Raw genomic sequence first — 23,211 nt, forward strand, 5'->3', positions numbered from 1 at the left:
CTTTGTGGTCACCGTCCTGCACGCTCTAAAAATCTTCGCGTGCAAGGCGCACGAACACACAAACCGTCCCTTCTGTCAACTGATTTTTACGCATTTTTGTCAATATCTTTACGTGCCCAATTTCAGCCCTATTAGGGCTGAATGTCTAAACTTGAGCATGTTGTTGTGAATGCTTATTTGTCATCGTTTCGCTCCATCTTTAATTCCCGTTCCGCGCGGAGCCAATCTTGAACGGTTTGGTTGTGCCGACGATTTTGTCTCTCTTACTGTTCATATACCCGCTTCGCGATCTGTGGCGTCGGGTTATCTCCTAATATCAAGGAGAGCTGGGCGGGGCTCACCACTCATCAGGCGCCCATGCGTAATCGTTACGCTTCGCAGCCTTTGCGCGAGCTCTTGGGTCAGTGCGCCATCCTTCAGGCGCCATTGCCAGTTTCCCTTTGCAATTCCGGGAAAATTCATTCGCGCTTCCGAACCCAGTTCGAGAAGGTCTTGCGCTGGAACGATGGCTGTTTCGGCCTGCGATGCCATCGCCTCACGGATCACGGCCCAGATCACCTCCCGGTTGTTTGCTCCCAGTTGTTTTTGCAAGGCTTGGCGCTGCGTGCTTGGCAACTTCCGATACCAGCCTGCCGTTGTGTCGTTATCATGGGTTCCGGTATAGACCACTGATTTCATCGGATGCTGTTCTGGTGGACCTGAATTGCTTTCGAGATTTGAGCCGAACTCGAATTGGAGCACCTTTGTGCCCGGGATCTGAAGTTGATCGAGTAAAGCCACTACTTCGGGTGTTTTGGCACCGAGATCATCCGCGATCAGAGGCAGTAACCCAAGGGCTTCGCGGGCTGCTTCAAAAAAAGAAGCGCCTCCGCCAGGGTGGTATTGCCCGTTCATAGCCGTCTTGGCTTGTGCAGGCACTTCATAGGTGCGGACAAAGCCGATGAAATGATCCAGCCGATTGACATCGAACCGTCCAAAAGCCGTCCGCAGGCGTTCGATCCACCAGCTGTAGCTCTGCTCTTGAAGCGCCTCCCAGCGATACACAGGAACACCCCACACCTGTCCTGTTTTGGAGAAATAATCGGGAGGAACTCCCGCAACCACTGTGGGGTTTCCAACGACATCCAGTTTAAAAAGCTCGGGATGAGACCAGACATCGGCGCTTTGGTGAGCCACGAACAGGGGAACATCGCCGATCAGCCCAATTCCTCTGGAATTGCAGTAAGCCCTTAACTCATTCCACTGCACCGAGAATTGCCACTGGACAAACTTATGGTAACGTATGTCTTTGGCAAAGTATTTCTGTGCGTGAATGATGGCGTTTGGCTTTCGCATTCGCAGCTCCTTGTTCCATCGGGTCCAATCCGAAGTGCCCTCTTTTCCCTGGATTGCCGAGAACAACGAAAAATCTTCAAGCCATAAAGACTCCGCGCGTACAAATGCGTCGAGCTCAGGTTGCCTGTCATCGTGCCTATTTTTTTCGAAATTTTCGAACGCTTTTTTTAAGCATTGCAGCTTCAAGCGTGCCGCCGCAAGATAGTTCACCTTTCCCTCGCTCCTGGTGATAGGAGGCTCGATATCCTGGCGGCCAAGGAGCCCCTGCTCCACCAACCGATCGGGACTTACCAGGAGCGGATTACCCGCAAAGGCAGACGGTGACTGGTAAGGAGAATTACCTCCCCCTGTCGGGCCGACGGGAAGCATCTGCCACCAACGCTGTCCGCTCTCGACCATGAAATCCGCGAACGCGGTTGCCGCAGATCCTAGGTCGCCGATGGGATATTCGTTGGCAAGAGATGTTGGATGGAGAAGTATCCCGGAGGAGCGTTTATTCATACTGCCCGCCCTCCCAAGGCAGATTCCTGCTTCCGTGCCAAAAGTATGGCGCTGGAGCGGGAGCTCAAGTGGTAAGTTTGTGGATCTTCCCAAAGCGGTTCCTTGTCCACAGCAAATAGATCTTGTGGTGCTTCGCGAGAGGTGTCAACGGCCAGATGCCACCGAGTCCCCGGTAGTACAGGAGGTAAACCGAAATCGACCGCATCTGTGCTGGCATTGAAAATCAGGAAAAGTGCGCGCTGCTCATCTTCATGGATCAGGCAGCCAAACTGCTTTTCTTTTGGATCAGCCCAGTTGGGCATTCCTCCTTGCGGGTCAAACCAATGTATATCGGCGTCCGTGTAGAATTGCTCCTTACTCAGAATCGGATGTGCACGACGAAAGTCGATCATGCCACGGGTGAAGCGGAAAATTTCCCGGTGCTGTTCCAGACAGCTCCAGTCATGCCAGCTCGTTTCGTTGTCCTGGCAGTAGGCGTTGTTGTTGCCGCCTTGCGTGCGGCGAAATTCGTCCCCGCTGAGCAGCATCGGCACGCCGCGCGATATCAGCAGGGTCAGCAGGAAGTTCTTGATCTGGCCTTTCCGTAAGGCCTCGATCCCAGCATCCGTTGTCTCGCCTTCAGTGCCGTAGTTCTCGCTGATGTTGTAGTCTGTCCCGTCATGGTTGTTTTCTCCGTTTGCTTCATTGTGCTTGTCGCGATAGCTCACCAGGTCATTTAAAGTGAAGCCGTCGTGGCAGGTGACGAAATTGATGCTGCTCTCGGGACCTTTGCCCGACTTGGTGTAAATGTCGGCACTGCCGCAGATGCGGCTGGCAAACAATCCGAGCATCCCATCATCGCCGCGCCAGAAACGCCGGATATCATCTCGGTACCGGCCGTTCCACTCCGCCCAACGCCGCTCTGAAAAACTACCCACCTCGTATGCACCGGCGGTATCCCAAGCCTCGGCGATGATTTTCGCGTCTCTCAAGATCGGATCTTCGGCGATCCGTTCGAGAAGGGGGGCATTAGCTAGGAGCTTGCCGGTGCAATCCCGGCCGAGAATCGACGCAAGGTCAAAGCGGAACCCATCCACATGCATCTCAACCACCCAGTAGCGCAACGCTCCAAGGATGTGATCCCGCACCATGGGATGGTTGGCGTTGATGGTATTGCCGGTACCAGCGTAGTTCTTGTAATAGCGTTGGTCTGACTCCAGCATGTAGAAAATTGAGTTATCAATCCCGCGGAAACATAAGGTTGGGCCCAGTTCGTTTCCCTCTGACGTATGGTTGAACACGACATCCAGGATCACTTCGATACCGGCCTGATGGAGCGCCCGGACCATTTCCTTAAACTCCAGCTTCTGTTGACCCATGCCTCCCGCACTGCTGTAGGATGCTTTCGGCGCAAAGAAGGCCACGGGATCGTAACCCCAGTAATTTCTGAGTGGCTTGCCTGTTTGCGGATTGATGCCCGGTACTTCGAATTCGTTAAACTCATAGATGGGCATCAATTCCACAGCTGTCACTCCCAGCTCTTTCAAATAGGGGATCTTTTCCATAAGGCCGCGGTATGTGCCGGGATGCTCCACGACGGAACTGGGATGAATGGTGAAACCACGAACATGCGTTTCATAAATCACTGTCTTTGACCAGGGATGTCGGAGCGGTTGGTCGTCATGCCAGTGGAAGTGCTCATTAGTGAACACGCATTTCGGCATGGCTTCAGCATCATCCACTTTCGAACAAACCAAGTCCCGCTCTGGCGCCGACAGGTCATATCCCCGCGCCGGGCCAAAATCCCAGTTTTGCACCCGCGAGATCGCTGTCGCAAAGGGGTCTATGAGCAGCTTGTGAAAGTTGAAACGATGTCCTTCCCTGGGCTGGTACGGACCATTTACTCGGTAGGCATAGAGTTGACCGGAACGAATTCCTTCAACCCATACGTGCCATATGTCACCAGTACGGTTGCGTGTAAAATCGAAATCAATAACCCTAGCTGGCGTTGCGTCTACGGGATGATCAAACAACTCCAGACGAACGTGGGTGGCATGACGGCTAAATAAGGAAAAATTAACCCCTCCCTCAGATTCATGGGTTCCAAAGGGCAAAGGAACACCTCTCCGAACTTCAGTATGTTCGGAGACATCTGCTACGTAATCATGCAGTGTGCGTTCAGGCGTATTCATGATTGTATTGAATTATCGCTGCCACAGAATTGGAGCGGCTCCTGCGCCGGACGTTTTGCCATGCCTTGCGCCTGTAGCAGTCAGAGTCGTGCTGCTCATGCTTGATTGGTCTTCGTCAGCGCTTCGCTTTTTGAGGCGATGCAGTACATCAGATCACTCCATGACTTAGCGAATGTTTCGGTGCCCTCGCGCTGAAGGCTGGCGGCAAGCGCCTCATCGTTGACGCCCTCGTGGGTGAATTCCTCGATGATAGCTTCCACCATTTCGGCATGAACCTCATCAAACGGCAAAACGTTATTTACTTTGCCGTGCTCGGCGAAGGCGAGCAGTGTCTTTTCCGGGATGGTATTGACCGTATCCGGCGCAGCGAGCGCTTCGACGTAAAGGGTGTCCGAAGCTGCGGGATCCTTGGTACCGGTACTGGCCCACAGCAAGCGTTGCGGTTGGGCACCGAAATCGGCCAGTTTCTGCCAACGCCTGGATGCCAGCAGATCGCGGTAGGCTTTGTAGGCGCGCATGGCGATGGCGATGCCAAGACGGTTGTTGCGTAACTCGCCCTGCGCTTTCTCCTTGACGGCCACGTCCCAGCGGCTGACGAAAATCGATGCCACGGAAGCGACCTTCGAATCCAGACCAGCGGCGATGCGCCGTTCGATGCCGCGCATATATGCTTCGGCCGCCGCAATGTAATGCTCGCGGGAGAACAGCAACGTGACATTTATCGGCACGCCCGCGAAGATCGATTCCTCGATCGCCCGAATGCCTGCACGGGTACCCGGGATCTTGATGAAAAGATTGGGACGTTGCGCACGCGCATGCAGTTGCGCCGCCGCCTTTATGGTGCCAGCGGTGTCGTCAGCGAGCAGGGGCGATACCTCCAGCGAGACCCAGCCATCGACTCCATCGGTAGCGTCGTGGACCGGCCGGAAAAGATCAGCGGCCTGGATCAAATCTTCCAGCGCAAGTTCAAAGAACAACCCCTCGCCCGATTTGCCGGCAAGCGTTTTTTGGCGGATCGCGTCATCGTAGAAATCACCATTTTTGATGGCGTGATCGAAGATCGTGGGATTGGAGGTCAGTCCTGTCACCGCATACTCCCTGATATAGCGGCTGAGTGTTCCGCTCGTCAGCAGTTCGCGCGTGATATTGTCGAGCCAGAGACTTTGACCGAGATCGTGCAGTTGTTGTGTGACGTTCATGATAGCTCCTATTATGTGAAGTCAGAATTGTGGATGCCGAGCAAGGCGGGAAAATCGACATTGATCAACTCGCCGATACGGTCAATCGTGATGTCAGCTGGCGAATAGATGGCGATATTGCTAGTGTCGAGCGCGTAGCGTCCTTGACGCGGGAAGACGGTTGTCAGACGATTGCCCCAGACCTTTTTCATCGCCGTCAGAATGCGCAGTTTGTCGTCCACCATGACGTAATGGCGAGCAGGGTAACGCTGTTCGACATCATCGAGCATTTGCTCTTTGTGCAGGTAAATCAGCACCCGTCCCTCGACCGCCTCCCATAATCCTGATCGCTGTACCTTGCGCGGCTGGAACACCACATCGCCATCCGACAGAATCACCGTCGGTACCCAACGGCGCAGATGTGCGATGAAGTCGAGCGCGCCAGGGTACAAGCGCTCTGCGAACGGATAATCCATCAGAAATGAAGACATCTTCAGCAAGCGCGGATCATTCATGGCACCAATACGGTAGCGCTGCAAGGCACCCAGATAGTCCGCATAGCCGAGTTCAACACGCAGCGCTTCAAAAATTTCCCAATATCGATCCCGGCTCTCGTCACCAAACTCATGCGCAAGATGGTCGCTCAGGTCGGCTACGATGCGATCATTATCGAGCAGCGTGTTGTCCACATCCAGCAGGAACACCACCTCGCTCGCCATTGTCATTTCGCCGCCTTCACCGGTATCGGGTAGTGCCAGTTTCCATCTGGCGCAATGAACGCATCAGCTTGTTTAGACCCCCAATTTCCGGGCTTGTAGCGGTGAATCCGGTGGTGGGTATAAAGAACTGGATCGACCACCGCCCAGGCGGCCTCAACCGCGTCCTCGCGAGTGAAGAGCGCGCCGTCGCCGGCCATGGTGTCTCTCAGAAGCCGCTCGTAGAGTGGTTTCTCTCCCGGCTGTTCATCCAGCAGGTAGAGCTCGTGCTGGTCGCCGACGAAATCCTTGCCTGCGCGTTTGACTCCGGCGGCGATGGCAACGACTGAGTTGGGAGAGAGCCGGCAGCGCAGATAATTGGCACGCCCGGCCACTGGCGTTAAATCGTCGAACAGTCTTTGCGGTGGCGGTTTTAACTCCACCAGTACCTCGGCTGCTGTTGCAGCCAGACATTTGCCGGAACGCAGGTACCACGGCACTCCCTCCCAGCGCCACGAGTCGATGAACAGACGTAGCGCGGAGAACGTCTCGACGTCTGATCCCTTCGCCACACCCGGCTCTTTCCGGTAACCGGCGTACTGGCCGCGCACCACGTCGTCCGGCTGCAGAGAGCGCATGGCCATCGCGTAAAGCGCCGGAAAGATCATCTTGTGGACGAGGTCGCCAGTCACGCCGAAGATCACCAATGCATCAGACGGCATCGTGCATTTATTGGTATTACCCATATCAACACATCTCCTTGCTTCTTCTCAGTCTCGAACGCCAGAAACTCAACAACTTATATTTATTCGGCGGCTGGACTGATAATCCTACCATCTACATGGTAGCCAGGATAGAAACGATTGCTCGACAGTCAGCCACTTCATTACCTCCATAGCTGCTCCGATTACTTCCGGCTAAAGCGATTAAACCGGGTAGGATTTACACCCACTGGAACAACGCCACCTTTTTAGGGCGCGCACCCATTCAGGTCATTCGTGCCGCCCGAAAGTGGTCATCAGAACTTTGCGTTCAGGTCAATCTATTCAAGTCATCCAGTAGCAATACGGATGACAAGAAGCCTCCAGTACAGCGCAGCCTTCATTCGCACAACATTTGGTTTCGGCGGTGCACCAAGCGCATTATGGTAATAAACATATGTTGGCGCGGCAGAAGACGAGAGTTCTTCAAGCGGATGGTGAATGGCAGGTACCAGAGAAGTTGAATACAAATCCATGGCTCGCCTCTTCTCTCAAAAGCTTGACGTAATCCTTCAGTGGTTTCATTCCATCCTGCGAAAGCCTGGCCGCGACCTCGTCGATTCGCAAACCGTATCCGGCCAGCACCAAATCTGGCGCCAACTCGAAAAGTGGAATGGCGAGAAACGGCCGTTCCAGGATTTCCGAGTCAGGAAGTCTGATGCCCTCCGCATCCATCGCTAGGTCGCCATATACAATCAAGTCGAGGTCTATCGTCCGTGGCGCATATTTTTCTTCTGTCCGCTTGCGCCCCAAATTGTTCTCGATGGCGCGCAACAGGCCGTACTTCACTTCCGCAGGGGGTGCTTCCGTTTCAATCTCCACTACGCAATTATAGTAAGACGGCTGCTCCGGGCGACCGAGCACATCGGTGCAATAGACCATGGATACGCCGATGAGGCGCGTTTGCAGGGCAATGCTGCGAATCGCGGCCCACACATTTTCTGCGGGTTCGATATTCGAGCCGATGCCGATGAAGGCACGTGCCATAGCCTCTCAGCGCTTCCGGGTAATTTCCACTGTCACGCTCCTGGCAAAGCGCAATGCATGCGGCTTTTCCACGCATACATCGACCTGTTGCACACCCTGCTGGTCGAGGCACGCTTCCGCAATGGTTTCCGCCAGTGCCTCTACCAGAAAATATTGGGAGCCTTCTGCCATCGCAAGGACGCGTTTCTTAAGTGCGCGGTAATCGACGGTGTCCTCGATGTGATCGCTTTTGCCGGCCTTGCGCAGATCGGTATAGATGGTCAGGCTAATCACCACATCCTGCTTTTCGCGGCGCTCACTTTCGTTGATGCCCAAAATGCAGCGCACAAGAAGATCACAAATGCGGATGCGGTCCATAACGTCCTTTCTATATTTTCCCGAGTTATCTGTAGTGGAAACCAACAAAAACAGCGGTGCAAACTAGCGGATGAGGCCGCGTAATTTCTCTGGCGTCATCCGTTCCCCTTTCCTGATGAGCGCGCGTGCCACTTCGACCTTGTCCCACACGTTGCACATCATCACGCCCCGAACCATCCCGTCGCGTAGGTAATAGATGACGCCGGTGTCGTTTTCCTTCTGCCAGTCGCCGAAGGTTTCCAGCCGCGAATCGATCTCACCGGTCGCCTCATAGCCAAACTCGAACAGGTCGGAGAAAAAATATGGCTGATAGGTAAAAGGCTCATGCGCGCCGGCCATATTCCGCCCCGCCCATTGCCCCTGGTTAAGAGCGTTGTCCCAGTGCTCGATGCGCATCGGCTGTCCCAGCACTCGGTAAGGAAAAAATGCGTTGTCGCCTGCGGCATAAATACCCAGATGAGAAGTTTCGAGGTATTCGTTCACCACGATTCCGTTGCCTACTTCCAGACCGCCGCTTCTGGCCAGTTCCATCTCCGGGATAACACCCACGCCAACGATCACGATATCCGATGCGATCGTCTCGCCATTCCCGGTGCGAGTGATGAATTTAGCACCGTCCCTGCTGAAAGAAACGGGTTTATCACCTGCCAGTATTCTGATGCCATTCTCTTGATAGCGTTGCTGTACTGCCCGCCCCAGATAGTCCGGAAGAACGCGATCGCAGAGGAGTGTGCCGGGAAAGATCATGGTGACATGCAGCTTGTTGATGTTGAGCGCAGCGGCCAATTCCGAACCGATGAACCCGCCGCCGACCACTACCGCAGACTTTCCCTCTGCGGCCAGGTCCCGTGTGCGTAGATAATCATCCAGATTACGGAAATAACAGATGCCATCAAGATCGCCACCGGGGACGTCCAGTGTCCGCGACTTGCAGCCCGTTGCCAGCAGTAATTTCCCGTAGCCGTAGGTCTCGCCATTGGTGGTGGTTATGGTTTTTTTTCCGGGATCGAGCCGAGCCGCCTTTGCTCCCAGCGCCAGGGTCACGGCATGAGTGTCGTAGAACGCGCGGTCATGGAGAAAGATATCCTCCACTTTCTTTTTGCCGAGCCACAACTTCTTGGACAGCGGTGGCCGGTCATAAGGCAAGTGACTTTCCTCACAGGCCAAAAGTATCCTGCCCGTCGTATCAAGCCCGCGAATACCCTGCACTGCCGACGCACCCGTCAGTCCCCCGCCCACAATCACATAATCGTAAATGTGCTCCATATCTTTCTCCCGGTGAATGAGTGAGGTTCATTATACGTCTATCCTAATAAGGGGTCATCAGAGAGCATTTTCCAATATGAAATGAGTCTGAAGGGTTATCGTATTTCCACCGAGGAATGAGTCTGAAATTGAACTTCTGAATCGGTCATTATGCGCAGCATGGGCGATCAATATGGAAGAAGCAGTGCGACACGAAATCGCTTGTAACAGTTGTTTCCACATTAATAAGGAGGAAACCATCAGTGTCACCTGATAAATCTAAGAGCCTGAATAAAGAGCGGCCTCGACCGTATAAGGACTGCATACTGGCAGTGTTCGATGTGCCGAGAACACCACTGCAATCTGCGGGACGATTTTCCACGCCTCGAAGCTGCCATTGACACACTGATTTTTGGGTATGCATCTGTTGAGTCAATCGAAGAACAGCATATCGGCGCTGGAACTCAAACGTCATTTGAGGGTGCGCTACAAGACTGCCTGGCTGTTGAAACACCAGCTGATGCAAATCATGACGGTGCGGGAAGAATCGCGCCAGCTCGACGGTCGCGTTGAGATCGACGACGCTTATCTGGGTGGGGAGTTGTTCGGCGGCAAGAGCGGCCGGGGCTCGGAGAACAAGGTGCCCTTCATCGCTGCGGTGCAGACCACTGAAACCGGCGATCCGTTGTTCGTTTGCCTGACCAAGCTGGAATTGATCAAAGACGCGATTACCCCGTGGGCGAAGAAATCGCTGTGCGCGTCGGTTAATGTCATTTCCGATAATTTGTGGTACTTCCGAACCGTCACAGAATCTGGAGCCACTCACAAGCGCACGTCACCAGCGGTACTGACTGCGGAAGCTGGAGAAATTTCGCGCGGTTAATACCCTCTTGGGCAATCTGAAAACGACGTACTCCGGAACCTACCATACGTTCGATTTCTCCAAGTACACCCATCGTTACCTCGCCGAGTTCCAATATCGATTCAACCGCCGTTTCGACCTGTCTGTCATTCTGGTCAGACTGCTTCGAGCATCGTCCGTCACTTTGCCCTATCCTGAGCGCCTCATTCGTGCGGCTGAACATTGTGGCTAATCAGGGAATGTTATATGTTCGATGGCGTACGTAAAGCGGAAAAATGAGGATTGCTAACCAACTATAGATCAACATAACCAGCAGCATTCCGTGGCCAAAAGTGCAGCGTCCATATCCGTGCAGACTAACCTCTGGTGTAGAGAATACAAGCGATGGAAATGACAGCTTTGCAAGAACAGCGACGTACCGAAAATTTCAGCTCTTTATATTGTGCTCCATGAGATTTCATTTCAACCTTGACCATATCTGATTCTTGACGAAATAGAGCAACGTAGTCAGCACGACCAGATAGGCGATTACATAGTAGCCTAGCCGGATACGCTCCGTTTCGTGCGGATCGGCTGCCCATGAAAGGAACGATACAATGTCGCGCGCCCGGCCTTGTATCTCGGTACGCTGCGCATCTTCGGTAGCAATGCTGATGCTGAGTATGTCGGGCATCTTGGTCCCGGGATAGACATGATTGCCCTGCATTCCCTCGGGGGTGAGGTAATAACCCACCAGATAGGAATACACATAGTTCGCTCCGCCGTCACGCGCTTTTACCATCAGAGTAAGATCAGGTGGTGCTTTGCCAAATGCCTGCAAGGCATCGCTATCTGACATCTGCGCAAGCAACGGTGCGTCCAAGGGTTGATTGCCACGCCAAACATCCACTTTCTGCTTATCCATTCCAAAGTTAACTAAATCGCGGTATTTGATGTACTTCATGCTATGGCAACTATGGCAAACATTCATCATGGTTTCGGCGCCACGCTCTACGGCTGGCACATCAGTCTCTATGCGTATTTTTTCCAGCGTTACGTCTGTCGCCCATGCATGTACACTGAAGCAACAAAACATCGCAATCTTCAGGAGCCTGTTCATGTTTTGTCGCCGCTACGGCGGCGATTCTTGAGTTTATGCTTCTCCATGGCGAGTGATTCGCTCTTCATCTGAGTCTCCACTTCAGGAGGCAAGCCGCGTTTGATCAGCCAGCGCTCTTCCGCTTTGGATATAAACGGGATGAACAAGAACGAGCAAAAATAGCACAACGTCGCTACCCGCCCGATCACAATAGTCTGATTGGTCGAAGGAATGTAGCCGACATAACCCAGCACCAACATATCCAGCAAAAAGAGGTAAAACTGCACCCTGTAGACAGGACGAAAATGCGCACCGCCGGGAATGCGCGATCGATCCAGAAGGGGCATAAAGGCAAACATCATCACTGATAAACCCATCGCCACCACGCCGCCAACCATATTGGGTACTGAGCGCAAAATCGCGTAGAACGGTAGGAAGTACCATTCCGGAACAATATGGTTTGGGGTCTGCATGGGGTTGGCCGGAATGTTGTTGGCTGGCTCCATTAAACTGTCAGGCAGGAAGAATACAAAACAGCAGTAAACGATCAAAAACAGCCCCAGTCCAAATAAATCCTTGATGGTGAAATACGGATGAAACGGGATGTTGTCCTTATCGGCCAGATTGATACCGCTTGGATTGCTGCTCTTCACCTTGTGCAGCGCCACCAGATGCACCACCACCGCGCCGATGATAAGGAATGGGAACAGATAGTGCAGTGCGAAGAAACGAGTCAGGGTGGCATCACCCACGGCGTAGTCGCCACGCAACCAGATAACCACCTGATCGCCGACAAAGGGAGTGACGCGAAACAGATCAGTGATTACCGTCGCACCCCAGAAAGACATTTGTCCCCACGGCAATAGATACCCCATAAAGGCAGTTGCCATCAACAGCAGTAACAAACCCTGTCCCGTCCACCACAGCAATTCGCGCGGCGCCCGGTAGGAACCGAAATACATCGTGCGCGCCATGTGGATGTAGATTACTAAGAAGAAGGCGGAAGCACCGGTCGAGTGCATATAACGCAACAGCCAGCCGTAATTCACGTCGCGCATGATGTGCTGGATGGAATCAAAGGAAAGCGCAATATCGGCCTTGTAGTGCATAGCCAGGAATATCCCAGTGACAGTTTGAAGCATCAGCACGAATCCGGCGAGAAAGCCGAAGTTCCACCAATAGCTGAGATTGCGCGGTGTGGGATAACCCGTCAGTTCATGCTTGACGAAGCTGGTGAGAGGAAAACGCTGATCTATCCAATTGATGATGCGGCTGGGCATGATCGTCTCCTAAGCCACTCCGATGACGATTTTGTTTTCCGTCACAAAGTGATACGGCGGCACCTCAAGGTTCTTCGGTGCGGGACCGCGTATGACGCGACCGCTTTCGTCATATTCACTACCGTGACAGTGACATACCCAACCTGGGCCTTCCTTGTTCGGCACACATCCCATGTGCGTGCAGACGCCGACTACGATAAGCCACCCAGGCTTTTGCACACGCTTGCTATCCGGCTCCGGATCGAACCCGCCATTAGAAGCGCCCGCCGTTTTGATCTGCTCTGGCGTACGTCGCATAATGAACACTGGCTTGCCCTGCCAGGCGATGGTATGCATTGCTCCCAGCGCAATATCGGATAGATCCACTTCAGTCTCTGCCTTCGCCAGCACATCTGAACTCGGATTCATGCTGTCGACAAATGGGATACAGGTTACGACTACGCCCGCGCCACCAACCACAGAAGTCAGTTTGATTAAAAAATTGCGGCGATCGCCATCGTTTAAAATCATTTTCTTCATCTTGCCGCCCCCCTGAGAATAATACCGATCACTAATTTAACGGCGCATCCTACGCCTGCATTCTGCCCTTCACAATAAATTCGATGAAAGAGCGAACGTGGTCATGAGTACGAAGTAAAAATACGCTTCAAAAAACACTCAGACATCCTTACAAGCCGGTTCTGTCGCATTAATGGCACTTCTAAAATTCGCCACCAATCGCTCCCTGAGGCGTTAGTTACGGCCAGAACTTTGAGATTATACGTCCATCACCGCTCTACCCAATCTTTCCATGCTCACACCCAAATACCCTAGCTTTTTTGATGTTGAGACACACACCGCCAAGTTGACGGTGATGGGTTACCCGCTGGTGAAACTCAATACCCAGGTCAACTGGGAAGCCTTTCAACCTGATTTGGCACGGGTACATGCCAAGGAAAAGAAGAGCAACGCCGGGGCCAAGCCGATTGACGTGGCTCCCATGTTCAAGATGCTGGGTCTCCAGCATGGAATGGCGATTCCAATTTATTTTGCTGGGTCTGTCGTCAAATATCACGAAGATCACACCCTTTCCGGCGCGTGTATAGCCAGCTTGGTGTTGGTATGGGGGATGCCAGCAGCAGACGCGGTAGCTACTATCTGGTGTGGACGCGCGATCGTGAAGATGCCCAGCGCGCTGGTGACACTCGGCTATATTGCTAACGCGCAGAACATTTTGATTTACCTCATCGCTACCCAGCAGGCCGATGGGCACTGGTTGCAAAATTAATGGATGGGCAGCAAACCTTTCTGGCAGGGCGTTGACAAGATGGATACGGCACTAGCGTAGTGCGTCAATTATAAGTGTACTTATTCAAGGTAGTACGAGCGCGGGTGACCTTGGCGAGGATGTCGCTGGCCTTTGCTGTCCAGACAAACGGCTTTGGTCTGGCGTTATGCACAGCGATATATTCGTTGATGGCGGCCTCCAGTTCGGCCACGCTGGTGAAGGCGCCACGACGAATGCGTTTGTCTGTAATGTCGCGAAAGAACCGCTCGACCATGTTGAGCCATGAAGAGCTGGTGGGTGTGAAATGGATATGAAAGCGTAGGTGCTTGACCAGCCAAGCCATGACCTCTGGGTGCTTGTGGGTTGCATAGTTATCCACGACCAGGTGCAGTCCTTGGTCTCGGCGTCTTGCGATCAATCATCTTGAGAAACTTCAGCCACTCCTGATGTCGATGGAGTGGGTCGGTCATTGACAGCACCTTGCCATCCAGCATATTCAGTGCAGCAAACAGTGTCATTACACCATTGCGTTTGTAGTCGTGAGTCATTGTTCTGCCTCTCGTCCGCGCTTGAGGGGTAGGCCAGGCTGCGTACGGTCAAGTGCCTGAATCTGCGTTTTTATCGCAACACAGCACCAGCGCATGCTCGGGCGGATCGAGGTACAGGCCAGCGATGTCCTCAAGTTTTTCAATGAAATGTGTATCATTGGAAAGTTTGAAAGACCCGACCCGATGCGGCTTGAGTCCATGGGCCATGGCGCAGCAACATCGAGTACACTTGTGTTTCTCGCACATGACGTCGAGATCGGCCTAATCCCATTACTTTCTACGCGAAGTTCCTATGACGAATTCACGCGAAGTTCAGACACCCCACGATTCCCTTGAGATGCGTCTCACCACCGCGGATGACCGCATCCGCCTGAGCGATTGGACGCCTCCGCAAGCAGGTGTAGTGCCTCGTCTTCATATCGGCAAGCGTTGGATGAATGCATTGTGGATCGTCCCGATTGTGACCGCGAACTTGATCGTCTGCGTCGCTGTCTGTCAAGAGTTACGCGCGATACCCGGGCACACCTGCGTCCGCGCCCACGGTTTACTCCGGCTTTCCCTGGTGGCTGCGCCTGTAGCACTTCTTCAATTTGTTCTTTATGGTGTTCATCATCCGCGCGGGTATACAGATCCTCACTGACCACCCACGCCTATATTGGAAGCGCGATTGCACCCCTGGCACGGAGTGGTTCCGCTTCCAAAAGGAAGTTCCTCGGAATCGGATCTGGACTTCGAAGGATGACTCGGTGACCATCCCGAAATGGCTGGGCATTCCGGGCATTCGCCACTCGATAGGGCTCGCCCGCTGGTGGCATTTCTCCTTCAATCTCTTATGGGTGATAAACGGCACGTTCTTTTTCATATTGTTGTTTACGACCGACCAATGGCAGAGGTTGGTGCCGACGACCTGGGCGGTTTTTCCCAACGCGCTCTCGACTGCTCTTCAGTATTGGTCGCTGAATTTTCCCGTAGAGCATGCCTGGACCCGTTATAACAGCTTGCAGCGACTCACCTACTTCATCACAGTGTTCATTGCCGCTCCCCTAGCGATCATCACCGGCTTGATGCAGGGTCCAGCCATCGCCAACAAGCTCGGCTGGTTCGCAAAAATACTTAACCGGCAAGCAGCCCAGACCATCCACTTCTTCGTGTTGTGCTGGTTTTTGCTTGGCTGTGTTCGTAAATCATGTTGGTAGCTCATCTGGTGAGCCACTCTGACGTGCATACTGTATATCAAGGTGCATGTGCACCGGTTCATGCAGGAGGCAGAAATGAGAAGGCCGGAGTTGAAACGAATCACTGCCGCGTTGCGGTAACTGACGCCCGATCAGCGTAAGCGTGTAGCGGTTGAAATTGCCGAGGCTGACGAAACAATGTTCTTGCTGTCGTTCAAGGGAAAGCGGAGCGGTCTGGATCGCAAGGCACGAAAGCGCGGCGGGAAAGCCACCCAGCGCGGTTTCTCGCACGAACAGGTGCTGGTTGCTCGTGATCGTGCCGGTGCGACGATGGATTGTGTGCTGAAGGCAATGGGTATGACAACGTTGTCTGTTGCGCTGAAACCGTTCTTGGCGAAAGAGGTTGTACTCTGTACCGACGGTAGCAAGGCGTTTGCCGGCGCAGCACGTAAGTTGGGCATCGAGCATCACGCTGTCAACCTGTCAGCAGGCATCCGCGTCGACGGTGCTTGGCACGTGCAGAATGTCAACGTTTATCACAGCCGGCTCAAAGCCTGGGTACAAAAGTTTCGCGGTGTGGCCACCTGCTACTTGGCCAACTATTTCGGCTGGTTTCGTGCCCTTGACCGTGAAAAAGGCAATGGACCGAAACCCCAGCAGTGGCTGGCTATGGCGATCGGTGAAACGGTCTAACAACATGATTTGCGAACACAGCCTAAATAAAACCCGTAAATCTAAACTATGTTTTCTTCCCCGACAGTTACCCCGAACACAATTCACAAGGAGATAATGGGCTGGCAAAATATAGAGCCTAAATAAATTTTTGATATGAGACCATGAATAACAATTTATGGGAACAAGTGTAAAAGCCTCCGAGGATTATCAGTCGATCATACTACTGTCCTTTCGGTCACTGTAGAAGTAAGGCGTTTCACAACACGAAGGACGCGTCATTTATATTAAAACTTGTAAGATTAATGTCCAAATCCTCCGACTAAACCGGAATTCAAACCAAAGCTACTGGTTCCACCTGATGTACCAGGCAGACCCATTACACCGGATGCGCCCGATGGATCAACTACACGGGATGATCCAGAGGGATCAATTACTCCAAACGAATCAGAAATACTCATCCCTCCCGATGTACCAACAGTGCTATTGCTTTCAGATGTGCCAGATTTTTTATTCATTCCATTTTCAGGATCTTCTTGGGAATCAACTTGAGCTAAGGCACTTCCCATTACACAACATGACGCAATTGCCAGATTCATAAAAAAAATTTTCATGAATGACTCCTCCATTTGTATAGGTAAAATATTTATGAAATAAAACAGAAAATTGATACTTTAATTTACGTATAAGCACGATCGATTACCACTTTAAATTGCACCATATCAAGCCCTTTCAAAATATTCTGTTCGTTGCCCGGCATTAAAGATATTAATCATTCATACTTTTATTACAAGTATTAACTTTAATTAAAGTGGCATAATTTCGACTCTACCGACCAAAAATATTTGACTTGTCGTGTTAATAGCCAACCGCAATTCCTAGTACGTCCGAAGCGTTTCAAACGTCCGACCCTTGGTTCACAGGACCACAGTCAACAATAACATTGTTAATTATCAAATAAATAACAATGTTCACCACACTTAAAAACCATCTAAACTGGCCGCCCAAAAACCCTAAAGTTTGAAAGTGTACGTTTTTTACTACCGCTTTGTGGTAGTGACCTATGAGCAATGATGCGATTCCTCATCTGGGTAACTTTAAGCTATCGCTAAAGTTAATCACTACTCTGTCGATGTTGAGCCAAAAGCCTATTTGGGTGAAGTGCAAATTAAAAGGTTTGCATGCAAATACTGAGTAGCATCAAATTAGCTTATCGTTTTGGCTTAATCGTTTTGTCCGTTGTCGTCGGCTTCTCTATTTATGGCATGTGGTCATTCAAGACGCTAAATGAGCTGAAGGTCAATGGCCCAATTTATCACCGCATAGTTCAAGGTAAAGATTTGGTGGCGGATATTCTCCCTCCTCCTGAATACATTATCGAATCCTATTTGGTTAGTTTGCAGTTACTAGCTCAGCCATTTCTATGTTTAGTTCATAAAAAAAACTCATCAGAGCAAGTTTTGTAATGGCAGAACGCCGTTGGAAAGGTTATTCAGTGGAAAACAGGTTTGGAGTGGAAAAAGTCTAAATCCAATTTAATCGACAGGCACCCGAAAAATTCGGTAACTGTCAGATCAGGTACTGAGCTAACACTCTTCAACCCTCACTTTTTTGTAATTTATATTCCTCCAAAATATTCTTCTAATTCAGCATCATCATCGCTCTCAACGTCAGAGAATGACACCGATGCTTTACCCATAGCCTTTTCAATCAAGCTCAGCAAATGCAATTTACGCTGCCGATAGAACTCATCGAAGTTGTCCGCACGTAACAAGCCAGCAGGAATCAAATGGCTTTCTAGTATGGAATCCATTTTTGCATCATCAAGCAGCACCTGCTTGTGTTGCTGCAACTTCTCCAAGTATTTCGATGGCGCAATTCCACCGATCATACGGTTGGCTTTGTACGAGATCGGAGTTTTGTTGACGATGGCGTTGTAAACCTTGCGCGGAATTTTCTGTTTTTCGCACCATTCCTGCGGGAAAATGTGGTGGATGTCGAGTGCTACATCTTCTGCATCCAATTCACGGATATTGGCCTTCCAGAAAAAGTCTTCCGCGCCGCTTCTTAACACCAAAACGTTGATTCCCTTGTACGCAGCACTCAGGCGCGATGATAGACGATCAAGGCGATCTGGCTGGAATGTCGCATCAGTGATAGTTCGAGGTAATTCCTCATCTTTATCAATCCACAACAACAACTCATCCACATCGTTCGCAATGCGTGTCTCGACTGCACCGCCATACAGCTCGCCCAACACGCCGCTCCAATACCACTGGGTCAACTTTGCATGGATGCGAGGCTCAAGCCAGCGTTCCTTAAGTAAAGCCAGCACGGATGCCAACGGAGCCAATTGCGTGCGGCAGGGCAAATCTGAAGGGCTCAGGAAACATTCTTTTCGCAAGAATCTAGCGGCCAACATAAAGCCCGCCTCAACCTCGTTCGCCCACTTTTTGTATGCCTCAAGAGGTAATGACAAAATTGCCACACGCTTTGCACTCACAGGGGCAATTTGCTTGCCTGTCTTACCAGCTGCATTATCTAATTTTCGACGTTCTAGCGTATGCAACATTGTAATTGCCTGGAGGAAATCCGTCGCTTCAACACCACTCAGCATTGGTTCTTTGCTCAGACGTTTTTGACGCGACTCAACTTTGCGCAAGCTACTACCGAACCAGTCATCCCTCATGTTGTAACCATCTGCTGCATAACTCGCCGTTACCAGTTCAAACACGGAAAGAGGCACGCCGCCGGTATTCACCTTCTCAAATACTAAGCAAACTGCTTCTTTCGAGGTTTCCTTCTTCAATTCAATGATTGGTAATTGGTAGTTACGAAAAGCGTTCATTACCTCCTTACGGAATTTCATATACGTATTGAAATGTTCGGGCACATATTCCTGTAACGCTTCTTCCCAAGCATCGGAATTCAAAATTTCACTGCACGGAAAAAAGAGCTGACGACATTCCAACTCACGAGTCGATAAGTCCAACACCAAGTCCCTATCAAAATTCGCTTTTACTTTGCGGTCTGGGCCAACAGCAATCAGCACATCCTCAAGGTGTACCTGTCCTTCCAACGCGATTTGGATATTAAAATAGTAATACCGCTCGATTGCCTTACCTTTGTCGTTGTAAGTTTTAACAGTACTATTCAATGACAACACTTGCGTCAAGGTAGTCAAACGCTGCTGCCCATCCAAGATGAGCAATTCCGCATCAGGAATGCCATCTGCAAAGGGTACATTCTCTACAGGACGCACTTGAAAACGCGCCTCACCGCCTGTTTCGAGAAGCATTACCGCCCCGACCGGAAAAGAACGAGCAACACTTACTAACAACCCGCGAACATGATCGTCATCCCAAATCCAACCGCGCTGAAAATCAGGCAATTGTACTTTTCCTTTGACTATATCGTTGAGTATTTCTGGTAACAAACGCTTGGTGCTATCAAAAGTACTCAAAGTAATCTCCGTTTATATTTATGCAACTGCCTGCTCAACCACACTATGGCTTCCGGCAATGATACTTTTCCGTAGCTCGATTTATTTATCATAGGCAGAAACATGAGCAGTAAATAAAAACGCCACGTAAGTGGCGCTATGCATAGTTCTTGGCGAGGGTGCCTTTCACATTATCGCATGCAAGCCTTGTCATTGCTCAATGTGGCACCACACGCTTTCAATAGTTACCACGTTTGTTACCACGGTTACAGCTTTGATACAGTGCTGTTTACAAAACACTACCCGATTTAACAATCAGCGTTAGGAGTCCCTTGGGACGGATGGGAAGTGTGGCAGGCTAGACGTAATCGTTCCCTTAGCCCTCGTCTCCTGCCGATCCATTGAAAAGAATTTTACCGGTCAACCTTGAAATTACTATCACTCGACTACTCCGCAGCGCCAGCATTCCATCTTCCCAAGGTACATAGACATACCAGCAAGGCTGATCTGTATTGATGCCGTAGATGCGGCAGCTATCGGGTTTCTGGCTGTAACATTTGAATTGCCCGCCATGAGGGGTTAACACCCGCGCTGCAATCACCAAGGCACATTGCTTGGTGATGGGCGGGAGTTTTTTGATGGTTGCGACTGGTAGACTCATGTCGGGTTACCAGCCAAATAATGGGATTTCACCTGCCGTCATTGCTTGCTTGAGTGCAGGTGAAACTTGCAGCACGCGAATTTGTTCTTTCACCGGTGTGCTGCAATCATTAAGGAAATGCAACGCGACATCTTTGCTTTTGACCGATGGTGCAATTGCGGCTTTGTTCGCATCCTGCACAATCCATTCCCCTTTCGGTGTGCGGCGCACTTTGCCGATAGGTTTGCGCGTGCTAATGGTCGTCCAGTCATTGACGCAATCGTATTGAAATGCAATTTTCTTTAAGCATTTTGGAATATCAAAGTCATAGAGGTTCATCAGTCCTTTCATATTCCACCAGCGCTCACATTGTTGCTCGCCGGTGGTGAAACCTATCTGTGTGCAGTTTTGTTTAACTGCCAGCGCGATGACGGCTTTGATAGCCAGCTCGTGCCATTCCTTGGCAAAAGGTGCGTCGGCGACAAGATCATTGTTCCCGACTTCATTTTTATCAGTGGTGCTGCCATATTTACGAATATCGGCGTGCCACGGGCTTTGAATTTCTTCCACCATCAGCAACGGTTTGCCGTCGTGGTCTATGCGCTCAGTGGTGCGGATATGTACCAGCAATTGATCCAGTTTGAAATGACCATCTCGGTAAGGCAGTGGCCACTTGGGCAAGCAGATAAACCATTCCTGATAGTTATTACCGCCCAAAAATGCGTATTCATCATAGCGGGCAATCGGCTGCTCCTGCCCGTAGTCATTCAAGGTTTTGCGGATGGATTGATGCATGGCATCGAAGGCTTCCAGCGCGCTGGCAAACCAGCAACTGGTGAGCATCTTGCCTTTGTGATCCAGCACAATCCAGTTCGGCGCAACAGTCACAATGTCTTCATAGCCGCTGCGAATAATCCAGTAGCCTATGGAGGGATGCTGATAACAGATTTGCGCCTTTTCAACAAACCGCTTAGCCTTTTTTTCCACGCGCTTGGGTAATTGATCAGTAACGGTTTTTACGTCCAGGCTGGGGCGGAAAGCCTGATTCCAGTATGACTTCAGGATGGGACGGCACGAGGCGAGCTTGCACTCCGCAATTTCAATAAGCTCCTCTTTGCCGATACGGAAATCTGGTTTGTAGTAAAAATTGAAATCGGTTAATTCTGCGCGCTCAATTTCCTCGTTGCGCACGTTTTGTAGATTGTTCAACATGCCTTGCCATTGTTGTGGAGAGGCGACTTTCTGCGGACTGGCATCCAGCCATTCCAATAGCTTGGAGCGCAGCGGCAAGTTGTAGGTTTTGGCGCGGACGGGGGCATTCATGGTTGCTGTTCAAGTGATTTTTCGAGGAAACCCATATCGACGAGACTCTTGGAAATCGCCGATATCGCTTCTAATGCGCCCATTTGAAGTGCAACATCACCAAGCCGATTGACTTGCGCATCGATTGGATTGATGCGGATCAGAGGTGCATTCAGTCTTTCGCCAAACTCCCGTGCTGTCGGTATAGCCATGCCAGCGCCAATTTCTATGACGACGGGGCGATAAACCGTTTCGCGCCATTCCTGGAAACGCGCCTTTTGAAATTCGGTGCGCCAATTCACCCAGTGCCAATCCCCAAACATGAGGATGTTCGGGCGGGCAATACCGCCGCAATTTCGGCAAGTTGGAAATGGGCAAGTCAAGGCGCAATGCTCTTCATCGACCTCCGGCGTAAATTTGGTTGCTTCCCAGATTTCCTGAGTACAGGCTTGATGGCATTGCAAATGATGGATCAAGCCGTGGCATTCCACGATGTTGTTTAGCGAGAAGCCGGACTGCTGAAAATGCCCGTCCACGTTGCTGGTGTAAATGAATGCGCCGCCATCAAGCTGTTTGGCGACGGCGCGGAGGTAGCGAAACTCCATGTGCGGCTTGGTATTACGGTACAGGTTGAGCCGATGCCCATAGAATCCCCAGGCAAGCTTGGGGTTACTCTCGAAGGTATCGGGACAGGCTATATCAGTGAAGCCGATTTGCGATTTGGCCAGTGCAGGGTAAGCTTTCCAGAATCCTTCCTTGCCGCGAAAGTCGGGCAAGCCGGAATCCACGCTAATGCCAGCACCGGCAGTGATAACGAGGGAATACGCGTCACTGATTAGCTCGGTGGCACGCCTGATACTGCTTTCAATTGGCGTTGGTGTGATCATGCAGATACTGTTCTCCGAATACATCTACTTTCACATAGGGGCGTGTGGATTCATAGAGTAGCCAGCCATCGCCAATGTCTCGGCGTGTAGCGCAGTGCAATTCACCGAAGTCACGTTGAATCAGTAGATAGTGGTATGCGGTGCTTAATGTTACCGAATTGGATTCACGGATAAAGTTTCGCCATTTGGGGGCGACGAATAAATCCGCCATGAATGCGCCTTCATAAGGAATGCTGACTTCTCCGCGCCAATCGGCTGGGTCAAATCCAAAGCCACTATCCGGGCCAGCCAAGGTAAATGCTTGTTGTGGTGGCTTGCCAGTTTGTTCGGCTCTGCACACTTGCTCGGCAACAAGCAAGCGCCAAACTTTACTGTTGTTGAATGGGCATGAGACAGATTGCACGTTATCGCGCTCGATCAATTCGCCGATCAGTGTGATGACGGATTCTGACAATTCTTCTTCCGGTTGCCCGGTGTTGAAAACGGGATAGTTGGCGTCGTTCATGGTTTCTGCGCAGGTTCTCTCAATATCTCATTTCCGGTGAATACCGTTTCTGCCGTGACAGGATATGCAGAGCCGCTTGGCGCGACTGCGTAATCCGCATCAAACAGCTTGCCCTGCTCCACCACTACGAGCAGGTCGCCAGGCTTTACTTGCAGAAAATCACACAGCTTGGATAGCACTTCGCGATCGAAGCTGTTGACCTTGTCGTAGTAGTAGCGATCAATGGTGGCACGCGCAACACCCGTCGCCCGGCATACGTCGGAAACTTTGAGACGCTTCGCGCCCAGGATGGTGGAAAGGCGGCAACTGATCATAATTTTCTA

22 protein-coding genes and 4 pseudogenes are annotated in these 23,211 nt (G+C 51.4%); 6 read left to right on the top strand and 20 right to left on the bottom strand.

Translation table 11 applies throughout. The features are described 5' to 3' along the window. Positions 1 to 173: 173 nt before the first annotated feature. The 9 genes and pseudogenes from W01_RS14670 to W01_RS06045 form a co-directional block, all read right to left on the bottom strand. A pseudogene (locus tag W01_RS14670) lies at positions 174 to 260 on the bottom strand (hypothetical protein); the annotation flags it as partial. A gap of 43 nt (positions 261 to 303) precedes the next feature. Next, on the bottom strand, positions 304 to 1,836 hold the full coding sequence (gene malQ / locus W01_RS06010; RefSeq protein WP_173052946.1) for a 4-alpha-glucanotransferase: 1,533 nt from the start codon (positions 1,834 to 1,836) through the stop codon (positions 304 to 306). Beyond that, on the bottom strand, positions 1,833 to 4,007 hold the full coding sequence (gene glgX / locus W01_RS06015) for a glycogen debranching protein GlgX (RefSeq protein ID WP_173052948.1): 2,175 nt from the start codon (positions 4,005 to 4,007) through the stop codon (positions 1,833 to 1,835). Before glgX ends, malQ begins: the two co-directional genes overlap by 4 nt. 95 nt (positions 4,008 to 4,102) lie before the next feature. Further along, a complete protein-coding gene (tal, locus tag W01_RS06020; RefSeq protein WP_173052950.1) occupies positions 4,103 to 5,206 on the bottom strand; it encodes a transaldolase in 1,104 nt (367 codons plus the stop codon). A gap of 11 nt (positions 5,207 to 5,217) precedes the next feature. Continuing rightward, positions 5,218 to 5,910 carry an HAD family hydrolase gene (locus W01_RS06025; RefSeq protein ID WP_173052952.1) on the bottom strand — a complete coding sequence of 231 codons (693 nt, stop codon included), beginning with the start codon at positions 5,908 to 5,910 and terminating at the stop codon, positions 5,218 to 5,220. Continuing rightward, positions 5,907 to 6,626 carry a hypothetical protein gene (locus tag W01_RS06030; protein ID WP_173052954.1) on the bottom strand — a complete coding sequence of 240 codons (720 nt, stop codon included), beginning with the start codon at positions 6,624 to 6,626 and terminating at the stop codon, positions 5,907 to 5,909. The genes W01_RS06025 and W01_RS06030 overlap by 4 nt, the downstream gene beginning before the upstream one ends. A gap of 441 nt (positions 6,627 to 7,067) precedes the next feature. Further along, positions 7,068 to 7,628 (bottom strand): 2-amino-4-hydroxy-6-hydroxymethyldihydropteridine diphosphokinase, encoded by a 561-nt coding sequence (gene folK / locus W01_RS06035; protein WP_173052956.1) that lies wholly within the window; start codon positions 7,626 to 7,628, stop codon positions 7,068 to 7,070. 6 nt (positions 7,629 to 7,634) lie between these two features. Beyond that, positions 7,635 to 7,985: a dihydroneopterin aldolase gene (gene folB, locus W01_RS06040; protein WP_173052958.1), complete on the bottom strand. Its 351-nt coding sequence runs from the start codon at positions 7,983 to 7,985 to the stop codon at positions 7,635 to 7,637. A 63-nt stretch (positions 7,986 to 8,048) separates the two neighbouring features. Further along, positions 8,049 to 9,251, bottom strand: a complete 1,203-nt coding sequence (locus tag W01_RS06045) for an NAD(P)/FAD-dependent oxidoreductase (RefSeq protein WP_173052959.1) — start codon at positions 9,249 to 9,251, stop codon at positions 8,049 to 8,051. Between the two features lie 303 nt (positions 9,252 to 9,554). Between W01_RS06045 and W01_RS14160 the strand changes: the two are divergent. Further along, positions 9,555 to 10,324, top strand: a pseudogene (locus tag W01_RS14160) (IS1595 family transposase); the annotation flags it as partial. A gap of 225 nt (positions 10,325 to 10,549) precedes the next feature. Here W01_RS14160 and W01_RS06060 read toward each other — a convergent pair. The 3 genes from W01_RS06060 to petA are packed head-to-tail and all read right to left on the bottom strand — an operon-like array spanning position 10,550 to position 12,969. Further along, positions 10,550 to 11,191, bottom strand: a complete 642-nt coding sequence (locus W01_RS06060; RefSeq protein ID WP_173052965.1) for a cytochrome c1 — start codon at positions 11,189 to 11,191, stop codon at positions 10,550 to 10,552. Beyond that, a complete protein-coding gene (locus W01_RS06065; protein WP_173052967.1) occupies positions 11,188 to 12,450 on the bottom strand; it encodes a cytochrome b in 1,263 nt (420 codons plus the stop codon). Before W01_RS06065 ends, W01_RS06060 begins: the two co-directional genes overlap by 4 nt. 9 nt (positions 12,451 to 12,459) lie before the next feature. Then, positions 12,460 to 12,969, bottom strand: a complete 510-nt coding sequence (gene petA, locus W01_RS06070; RefSeq protein ID WP_173052969.1) for a ubiquinol-cytochrome c reductase iron-sulfur subunit — start codon at positions 12,967 to 12,969, stop codon at positions 12,460 to 12,462. A gap of 271 nt (positions 12,970 to 13,240) precedes the next feature. On the opposite strand from petA, the gene W01_RS06075 reads away from it, so the two are divergent. Further along, positions 13,241 to 13,717, top strand: a complete 477-nt coding sequence (locus W01_RS06075) for a hypothetical protein (protein WP_173052971.1) — start codon at positions 13,241 to 13,243, stop codon at positions 13,715 to 13,717. A 64-nt stretch (positions 13,718 to 13,781) separates the two neighbouring features. Here the strand turns inward: W01_RS06075 and W01_RS06080 are convergent. After that, positions 13,782 to 14,469, bottom strand: a pseudogene (locus tag W01_RS06080) (IS630 family transposase); the annotation flags it as partial. An 88-nt stretch (positions 14,470 to 14,557) separates the two neighbouring features. Between W01_RS06080 and W01_RS13890 the strand changes: the two are divergent. The 3 genes and pseudogenes from W01_RS13890 to W01_RS06090 all read left to right on the top strand — a co-directional run. Further along, positions 14,558 to 14,905 carry a hypothetical protein gene (locus W01_RS13890; RefSeq protein ID WP_198421363.1) on the top strand — a complete coding sequence of 116 codons (348 nt, stop codon included), beginning with the start codon at positions 14,558 to 14,560 and terminating at the stop codon, positions 14,903 to 14,905. 106 nt (positions 14,906 to 15,011) lie between these two features. After that, positions 15,012 to 15,461, top strand: coding sequence for a hypothetical protein (locus tag W01_RS06085; RefSeq protein ID WP_338140709.1), 450 nt, complete (start codon positions 15,012 to 15,014; stop codon positions 15,459 to 15,461). A 156-nt stretch (positions 15,462 to 15,617) separates the two neighbouring features. After that, positions 15,618 to 16,133 (top strand): annotated as a pseudogene (locus W01_RS06090) (IS1595 family transposase); the annotation flags it as partial. Positions 16,134 to 16,414: 281 nt separating this feature from the next. Here the strand turns inward: W01_RS06090 and W01_RS06095 are convergent. Continuing rightward, positions 16,415 to 16,726 carry a hypothetical protein gene (locus tag W01_RS06095; RefSeq protein ID WP_173052972.1) on the bottom strand — a complete coding sequence of 104 codons (312 nt, stop codon included), beginning with the start codon at positions 16,724 to 16,726 and terminating at the stop codon, positions 16,415 to 16,417. A 567-nt stretch (positions 16,727 to 17,293) separates the two neighbouring features. Here W01_RS06095 and W01_RS06100 point away from each other — a divergent pair. Next, entirely contained in the window at positions 17,294 to 17,578 is a 285-nt protein-coding gene (locus W01_RS06100; protein WP_173052974.1) for a hypothetical protein, read from the top strand. Between the two features lie 152 nt (positions 17,579 to 17,730). Here the strand turns inward: W01_RS06100 and W01_RS06105 are convergent, their stop codons facing one another. From W01_RS06105 to W01_RS06130, 6 genes are all read right to left on the bottom strand, one after another. Further along, positions 17,731 to 19,575, bottom strand: coding sequence for a GmrSD restriction endonuclease domain-containing protein (locus W01_RS06105; RefSeq protein WP_173052976.1), 1,845 nt, complete (start codon positions 19,573 to 19,575; stop codon positions 17,731 to 17,733). Positions 19,576 to 19,930: 355 nt separating this feature from the next. Then, positions 19,931 to 20,215: a hypothetical protein gene (locus tag W01_RS06110; RefSeq protein WP_173052978.1), complete on the bottom strand. Its 285-nt coding sequence runs from the start codon at positions 20,213 to 20,215 to the stop codon at positions 19,931 to 19,933. Positions 20,216 to 20,221: 6 nt separating this feature from the next. Further along, positions 20,222 to 21,517, bottom strand: coding sequence for a hypothetical protein (locus W01_RS06115; RefSeq protein WP_173052980.1), 1,296 nt, complete (start codon positions 21,515 to 21,517; stop codon positions 20,222 to 20,224). After that, a complete protein-coding gene (locus W01_RS06120; protein ID WP_173052982.1) occupies positions 21,514 to 22,383 on the bottom strand; it encodes an SIR2 family NAD-dependent protein deacylase in 870 nt (289 codons plus the stop codon). Before W01_RS06120 ends, W01_RS06115 begins: the two co-directional genes overlap by 4 nt. Continuing rightward, positions 22,361 to 22,888 (bottom strand): hypothetical protein, encoded by a 528-nt coding sequence (locus W01_RS06125; RefSeq protein ID WP_173052983.1) that lies wholly within the window; start codon positions 22,886 to 22,888, stop codon positions 22,361 to 22,363. The genes W01_RS06120 and W01_RS06125 overlap by 23 nt, the downstream gene beginning before the upstream one ends. Then, positions 22,885 to 23,202, bottom strand: coding sequence for a helix-turn-helix domain-containing protein (locus tag W01_RS06130; RefSeq protein WP_198421365.1), 318 nt, complete (start codon positions 23,200 to 23,202; stop codon positions 22,885 to 22,887). Before W01_RS06130 ends, W01_RS06125 begins: the two co-directional genes overlap by 4 nt. Positions 23,203 to 23,211 lie beyond the last annotated feature (9 nt).

The organism is Candidatus Nitrotoga sp. AM1P, from assembly GCF_013168275.1.
Classification (GTDB): domain Bacteria; phylum Pseudomonadota; class Gammaproteobacteria; order Burkholderiales; family Gallionellaceae; genus Nitrotoga.

Excerpts from the sequence above, each read along its gene's own strand:
- W01_RS06060 (WP_173052965.1), bottom strand. The coding sequence starts at position 11,191 with ATGAACAGGCTCCTGAAGATTGCGATGTTTTGTTGCTTCAGTGTACAT.
- W01_RS06065 (WP_173052967.1), bottom strand. The coding sequence starts at position 12,450 with ATGCCCAGCCGCATCATCAATTGGATAGATCAGCGTTTTCCTCTCACC.
- W01_RS06120 (WP_173052982.1), bottom strand. The coding sequence starts at position 22,383 with ATGATCACACCAACGCCAATTGAAAGCAGTATCAGGCGTGCCACCGAG.
- folB (WP_173052958.1), bottom strand. The coding sequence starts at position 7,985 with ATGGACCGCATCCGCATTTGTGATCTTCTTGTGCGCTGCATTTTGGGC.
- W01_RS06095 (WP_173052972.1), bottom strand. The coding sequence starts at position 16,726 with ATGAAAATTTTTTTTATGAATCTGGCAATTGCGTCATGTTGTGTAATG.
- W01_RS06045 (WP_173052959.1), bottom strand. The coding sequence starts at position 9,251 with ATGGAGCACATTTACGATTATGTGATTGTGGGCGGGGGACTGACGGGT.
- folK (WP_173052956.1), bottom strand. The coding sequence starts at position 7,628 with ATGGCACGTGCCTTCATCGGCATCGGCTCGAATATCGAACCCGCAGAA.
- malQ (WP_173052946.1), bottom strand. The coding sequence starts at position 1,836 with ATGAATAAACGCTCCTCCGGGATACTTCTCCATCCAACATCTCTTGCC.
- W01_RS06025 (WP_173052952.1), bottom strand. The coding sequence starts at position 5,910 with ATGACAATGGCGAGCGAGGTGGTGTTCCTGCTGGATGTGGACAACACG.
- W01_RS06075 (WP_173052971.1), top strand. The coding sequence starts at position 13,241 with ATGCTCACACCCAAATACCCTAGCTTTTTTGATGTTGAGACACACACC.
- W01_RS06115 (WP_173052980.1), bottom strand. The coding sequence starts at position 21,517 with ATGAATGCCCCCGTCCGCGCCAAAACCTACAACTTGCCGCTGCGCTCC.
- W01_RS06130 (WP_198421365.1), bottom strand. The coding sequence starts at position 23,202 with ATGATCAGTTGCCGCCTTTCCACCATCCTGGGCGCGAAGCGTCTCAAA.
- W01_RS06110 (WP_173052978.1), bottom strand. The coding sequence starts at position 20,215 with ATGAGTCTACCAGTCGCAACCATCAAAAAACTCCCGCCCATCACCAAG.
- W01_RS06030 (WP_173052954.1), bottom strand. The coding sequence starts at position 6,626 with ATGGGTAATACCAATAAATGCACGATGCCGTCTGATGCATTGGTGATC.
- W01_RS06100 (WP_173052974.1), top strand. The coding sequence starts at position 17,294 with ATGCAAATACTGAGTAGCATCAAATTAGCTTATCGTTTTGGCTTAATC.
- W01_RS13890 (WP_198421363.1), top strand. The coding sequence starts at position 14,558 with ATGACGAATTCACGCGAAGTTCAGACACCCCACGATTCCCTTGAGATG.
- petA (WP_173052969.1), bottom strand. The coding sequence starts at position 12,969 with ATGAAGAAAATGATTTTAAACGATGGCGATCGCCGCAATTTTTTAATC.
- tal (WP_173052950.1), bottom strand. The coding sequence starts at position 5,206 with ATGAACGTCACACAACAACTGCACGATCTCGGTCAAAGTCTCTGGCTC.
- W01_RS06125 (WP_173052983.1), bottom strand. The coding sequence starts at position 22,888 with ATGAACGACGCCAACTATCCCGTTTTCAACACCGGGCAACCGGAAGAA.
- glgX (WP_173052948.1), bottom strand. The coding sequence starts at position 4,007 with ATGAATACGCCTGAACGCACACTGCATGATTACGTAGCAGATGTCTCC.